The organism is Selenomonadales bacterium, from assembly GCA_018335585.1.
Taxonomy (GTDB): domain Bacteria; phylum Bacillota; class UBA994; order UBA994; family UBA994; genus UBA994.
This window is the reverse complement of record JAGXRZ010000048.1, coordinates 1-5781: the sequence shown is the minus strand read 5'-3', so window position 1 is coordinate 5781 and position 5781 is coordinate 1. Positions and strand designations below refer to the sequence as shown.

At 56.6% G+C, this 5781-nt stretch carries 4 protein-coding genes; all 4 read right to left on the bottom strand.

From position 1 onward, the window contains the following. Positions 1-3: 3 nt before the first annotated feature. Entirely contained in the window at positions 4-1305 is a 1302-nt protein-coding gene (locus KGZ66_09475) for a hypothetical protein (protein ID MBS3985809.1), read from the bottom strand. Further along, positions 1306-2349 carry an ABC transporter permease gene (locus KGZ66_09470; GenBank protein MBS3985808.1) on the bottom strand — a complete coding sequence of 348 codons (1044 nt, stop codon included), beginning with the start codon at positions 2347-2349 and terminating at the stop codon, positions 1306-1308. Between the two features lie 3 nt (positions 2350-2352). After that, positions 2353-3951, bottom strand: coding sequence for a sugar ABC transporter ATP-binding protein (locus KGZ66_09465; GenBank protein ID MBS3985807.1), 1599 nt, complete (start codon positions 3949-3951; stop codon positions 2353-2355). A gap of 74 nt (positions 3952-4025) precedes the next feature. Then, positions 4026-5525 (bottom strand): DUF3798 domain-containing protein, encoded by a 1500-nt coding sequence (locus tag KGZ66_09460; GenBank protein MBS3985806.1) that lies wholly within the window; start codon positions 5523-5525, stop codon positions 4026-4028. Between the last annotated feature and the right edge of the window lie 256 nt (positions 5526-5781).

The window sequence follows — 5781 nt, the reverse complement described above, 5'->3', positions numbered from 1 at the left end:
TTCTTAACTCAGTAGGCGTTTTCTGGTGGCCATGGTGCGCTTCCAGGCGTGCATAGCGAGTGAGGCGGCGATGACGCCGTAAGCTACGAAGGCTCTAAAGAACTCTCCAAGCTGTGCGTCGCCGAGCAGAGCTTTACCTGCCTGTGGTGAAACCAAGAACATGGTGTGAAACAGCACCATGCCAATTAGCGCTTGGCCAACCGTAGCACGCGAAACGCTAGCGCCGCCGATAAGGAGCGCGGCAATCGCAAACATGCCTACCGCCTCATGTGCGCCGTACGTGCGCAGGTTGCCTAAGTTTTGCAGCATCAGGAGCTGACCCCAGGCGGCCAGTACGGTCGAGATGGTCATGGCGATGATGCGTGTTCTATCCACATTGATGCCCGAGACTTTGGCAATATGCTGGTCTTGCCCCACGGCACGAAAATCTTGGCCCAGCTTGGTGGTAATGATAAAGAGGTTAAAGATGGCCACCAGCGCAACCAGTGCAAAGGTCGCGACGGGCACCGTTACCATATTGAACAGCGAATCGGTAGTCATAATCCAGCCCGACACTGCGGCAATGGCCACTGCCGCTATAAGCCCCAGCTTGATGACGGCACGCCCTGCCTGCTCCGGATCGCTAGTCTGTTTGGCCAGAAGCTTGCCGCCATAATAGAGCAGCATCAGTGCGGCTGCCGCTAGGCCCATTGTGGGGAGCGGCACGGACCACAGATCGTCTACGGCGCGGCTTAGAATGGCTAGGTCGACCGTATCTTTGACCCCAATCCCGGTGCCAAGCATGATCTCGGGATTCTTAACCGGGATAACCGTGCCTACGATGACCATCAGCAAGAGCATGTACAGACCGCTGGCGAACATACCGGTGATCATGCTGGTGATCATTTCTTGCCCGCGTGTTTTATTGAGGAGTTTCCCCACCAAAATGCCAAACAACACGGCCATGGGTGTGGCTAACACCGCTGCTAAAGCTACCCCGGCTACCCCGCCGATCTCCCAATGCACCACCATCAGGATAGCCAGTTGTCCGGCCATAGCCCCGAGCGTAATGGCAAAATTTAGGCCCATCCCGGCCATAACGGGGATTAACAGGGCTAGGATCAACACGCCGTTACGTGAAATGCGGAGGATCAGGTCGCTGACGACAAAGGAGAGCGGCAGCCCGGCGGCCCATAGCCCGAGGGCGCAGATGACCGCAAAGAACAGGGTCACCATGTTGTCGAGCAGGAACTGCTTTAGTGCGCGATGCAGGCTGCGCGGAGGAGTGGTTTTAACAACGGGTGTCGATACAGGTTGTGTAGACATTTAGTCACCTCCGCCCACTTGGGCCAACGCATAGAGGATAATCCCATTGGACACGATGATGCGGGTAATCTCCGCTGCGCCTCCCATGCCGCCTACGATCATCTTGCCGGCCACAGGCAGGGCGATGACCAATAAGGCCTGCATCAGGATGGTGCCCACAATGACGTTAGTGACATTGGCTCGGCGCACGCTGGCACCCCCGATAAGAATAGCGGCCACGGCGGCGAATCCCATAAACATCGGTGCCTCGTAGAGCTGAATAAAGCCAAAGCTCTGCGAAAACACCACGATGCCGATGGCCCCGATCACGGTCGACAATACGGCACCTAGGATGCGGTACTTATCGACATTGAGGCCGCTCGCTTCGGCAAACTGGCGGCTGTCGCCGACGGCCTTCATGGCGAGGCCCGTTTTACTGCGCATAAACAGCCAAACGAGGCCGCAGGGGATGAGAAAGGCCAAGATAAGCCCGGTAGGGATAACAAACCCGCCGATGCTGAAATCCCAAAATCCGTCGAGGACTTTCTCGAAAAAGTCGGCGACGGTAACGGTGGCGCGTAACCCGCGCCCGATCGGCCACCGTAATATGGGACTTTGGAATGGCAGCACAGTCCAGCCGATGTTCATCAGCGAAACCAAGGAGAAGCCGACATAGGTGGCGACCATCATCTCCGAGCCCTTGACTTTATTTAGCAGCCAGCCGTAGGCGGCACCTGCGACGATAGCGAGCGGCGTACTCGTAAGCATAGCCACAAAAATAGCCGTAAAGCCGGTAAGGTTCCACTCAACTGCCAGGAGCAAGCCAATCAGCCCGGCTAAAATGCCAAGCGGCAAGCCAAAGTTAGGACCGATACCGCTGGCGATAGTCGGGAGCATGGCCAAGACAAACAGTCCGTTGATCAGTGTGCGCGTCAAAACGTCGCCAAGCAGCGGAACCAAAGGGATTCGATATGCAGCCGCAAGGACGATAAGCAAGGCCAGAAAAGCTATGATGATCACCCGCGGCAGGCCTACTTCCTTGATTATGGCTCTGACTTTTTCCATATGCTAAGCCTCCTTGCCGCGATACTTGTAGTAGTCGCCAGCCATCATCAGCCCGAAATCAACATCGCTGGCCGTCGGCGCAAGTATCCCTTCGATCTTGCCGTGGCACACGATGGCGATTCTGTCGCAAATGGAGCGCAGTTCCGCCAATTCGCTGGAGGTCATAATGATGGTCATGCCCAGTTCCTTATTTAACTTAACCAAAGTGTCCATAACCAGCTTCTTGGCACCGACGTCAATTCCGCGCGTGGGCTCAGACACCAGAAGTATCGTGGGGTCTAGCGCCAATGCGCGCGCTACGCACACTTTTTGCTGGTTGCCGCCGCTTAAGCGGCGCGTAAGCTGGGTGGGTCCGGTACAGCGAATATCTAGGGCTTTAATCATCTTTAAGGCGTGGGCCCGAATTTTGCGGGAGTTGACTTGGCTAAAGGGGCCAAGTTTCCAGAGGAAGTTCTCGCGCATTTGCATCGCGGTAAAAACAATATTGGTTTCAATGGACGAATCAAGCAGCAAGCCGACGCCGCGACGGTCCTCCGAGACGAAGGCGAGGCCGGCGGCATAGGCACCTCTTGTGTCGTTAAGCGAGAGCTTCTTGCCGCGGATAGTTACCTCGCCGCGCGCGGGGTAAAGCCCCATAATGCCGTTGGCGATGCCGATTTTCCCTTGTCCGCCCAGTCCCCCGATGCCGAGAATTTCACCCTCACGTACGTCTAGGTCTACGTGGCGCACTTCCTCGCCCGGCATAAGGACACGCAGGCCGCGTATGGATATGGCAGTTTCCTTTCCGGTCTTGGCGCGGTCGCCCTTGTCCACTACGTGCACTTCTCGGCCTACCATGAGTTCTGCTAAGTGAAAAGTATTTGTTTCTTTAGGCGGGAGCGTGCGCACATGCTCCCCGTCGCGCAGAATCGTAATCTGGTCGGCTACCGACATTACCTCGTCTAGCCTATGTGTAATAAACAAAATGGCAATGCCGGAGTTAGCGATGGTGCGCATAACCTCCAGTAGTTTGTCGGCTTCGCTCTCCGTCAGCACCGCCGTAGGCTCGTCAAATACTAGGACCTTAATATTTGTCTTATCGATCTCGCGCGCAATTTCGACAAACTGCATATAGCCAACCGGCAAGCCGGCAACTTTTACCCATTCGTCTATATTTAGCCCGACTCGGTCTAAGGACTGCCGCGCCTCTTTGTTCATTTTGGCCATATCAAGGCTTTTGAGGGCAGGTCCGCCGATGCGGCTGACTATGTTATGGCGGGTGTGTTCGCGGTTAATCTTGATATTTTCCGTAATGGTAAAGCCGGGAATCAGCATAAACTCCTGGTGGACCATGCCGATGCCTAAGTACATGGCGTCGAAGGGGCTGGTAATGCTTATCGGTTTGCCGTCCATCAGCATCTCGCCTTCAAAACCCCCGGTGGTATGAATGACAGACATGCCGAAAAGGATATTCATAAGGGTCGACTTGCCGGCACCGTTCTCGCCCAGCACGGCGTGAATCTCGCCCGGCTTAACCTTGACGGTGACATTTTTCAGGACGCGATTTCCCGCGTACTGCTTACTGATGTTGTTTAACTCAAGGACGTAATCGGAGTTGCCCATGCTTGTCCTCCCTTGCTCGGTCAGAGTAAAGGTGCAGGGTGCTGTTGCTCCCCTGCACCTCGTTAACCAGTGATTTAGGGGATATTGGCGAAGTTGACGAAGTCAGATAGGAACAAGAAATAGTGGAAGTAGTTGCCGCGAGCGGTGGTCAGGTGCTCAAGGTGCACAGGGCCGCCGGCGCGAGCCATCAGGATGCCTTCGAGTGTTACCATATCTACGCGACCCATGGTCTGGTTGTTAAGTACGGCCATGGCATATTCTACGCCGGCTTCGACAAAGAGCATGTTCACAGGTACCGGCCAGGTGGAAACGCGATTTTCGGCGCCGAGCCTGCGCAGTTCGCGAGCGATGGCGGACATGGCAAAGGCGAGGTCGCCTTGGCGCTCAGCGGGAATGGAGATGCCGAGCGCTCCCGGTAGGGCGTGGTAGGGCGACGGGCAGCACTGTACCGGGAAGATGGCACCGGTGGCGATTACTTGGCGGATCATAGGCTCCATCATGCCGCAGTTGGTGCCAAAGAAGGCGGTGTCTTTGCCGAATTGGGCGACGCGGCGGGGGATGTCTTCCATAATAAACTGCTGCGTTCCGGTTACGCCGCCTTCACCGGTGGGGTCGGGAGCGTCGGCAAAGACAAAGCGCATGCCGAGCTCGTTGGCGGTTTGCTCCATCAACTGGCGACGTTGGAAGAGCATGGCGTTGGCCATATGGCGGGCAAAGGAGTAGTGGACGATGGTTCTCGCACCCATACGGTGAGCCTGTTCTACGATGGCACGACCCATCGCCCTAGCGTTGTCCTGCAAGACGACGTCAGCGCGGCGGGCTATAAGGTCCATGTCTTCACCCGGCGTGCCGGCGATAATCAGCATATCGGGGCGCATGCGGCGCACTTCTTCGATGCCAGCCGCCGTGCCGACTACGGCTTGCACGATCACGATGGCGCGTACGTCGCGGTCGGCGGCGAGTGCGCGGAGGTTAGAGATGGTCGTTTCCTGTTCTACCGTGAAACGAGGTGGGTATGTAGTAAGCACGATTCTGTCGCGGCCGTACTTGCGCACCATGTTCTCGGCGGCGCGCAGTTCTTCTTCGTTCTGGACGGCGGTACCGGTCATAATACCGATCTTAAATCTGCCGGGGGGAGCCGGTCCGCGCACCACGACGATATTGTGGCGCGGCACCCACTGCACGGTGGCACCTAGGTTCTCGGAGACAAAGCGTAGGGGTACTAACGTCCGCCCGCCCTGTACAAGCGGAGCTACGTCCAGACGCGTGGCGACGCCGTTGACGGTGGCGTTGTTGTTGCCGATGGTCAGGGCGACGGTCGTGGTGCCGCGTGTGCCGGTAGCGGTCCGTGCAGCTTCGTTCCACGAAACGGTGGCACCCAGCGCCTCAAAGATGGCGCGGAAGGGAACCAAGGTGCGGCCGCCCTGAATAACAGGCGGTACGTCGAGGTTTAGATACTGGCCGTTGAACATAATGCGGATGGCCGGTTGCTGCGCGACGGTCGGGGTAATGCCGCCTAGGCCGCCGAGTAACAGCACGGCGATAGTCAGAACGATGGCAACTCTCTTGATCAACGCGATCTCCTCCTATAATCTTTGGCACACTCTTTGGCAGTGCCTAAAGAGTTGTTCTATTTGTATTCGCGGAATCCTTCTGACATATCGCCGTAGCGCGACTTAATTTTAAGAACAAAAGGGACGGTTCTTCTTGTTTTAGGCCTTGCGGCTTCCCGGTTTAACCACGGGAAGGCCTTGCGCACAAAGTGGGCATTCTTCCGGCGTATACGTCGTGACTTTCATCGTTAGGAGAGCTTCGGTGCGGTAGTTGAGG

What these genes read in the sequence shown, in the direction of transcription:
- KGZ66_09470 (MBS3985808.1), bottom strand. Translation starts at nt 2,349, where the DNA reads ATGGAAAAAGTCAGAGCCATAATCAAGGAAGTAGGCCTGCCGCGGGTG.
- KGZ66_09475 (MBS3985809.1), bottom strand. Translation starts at nt 1,305, where the DNA reads ATGTCTACACAACCTGTATCGACACCCGTTGTTAAAACCACTCCTCCG.
- KGZ66_09465 (MBS3985807.1), bottom strand. Translation starts at nt 3,951, where the DNA reads ATGGGCAACTCCGATTACGTCCTTGAGTTAAACAACATCAGTAAGCAG.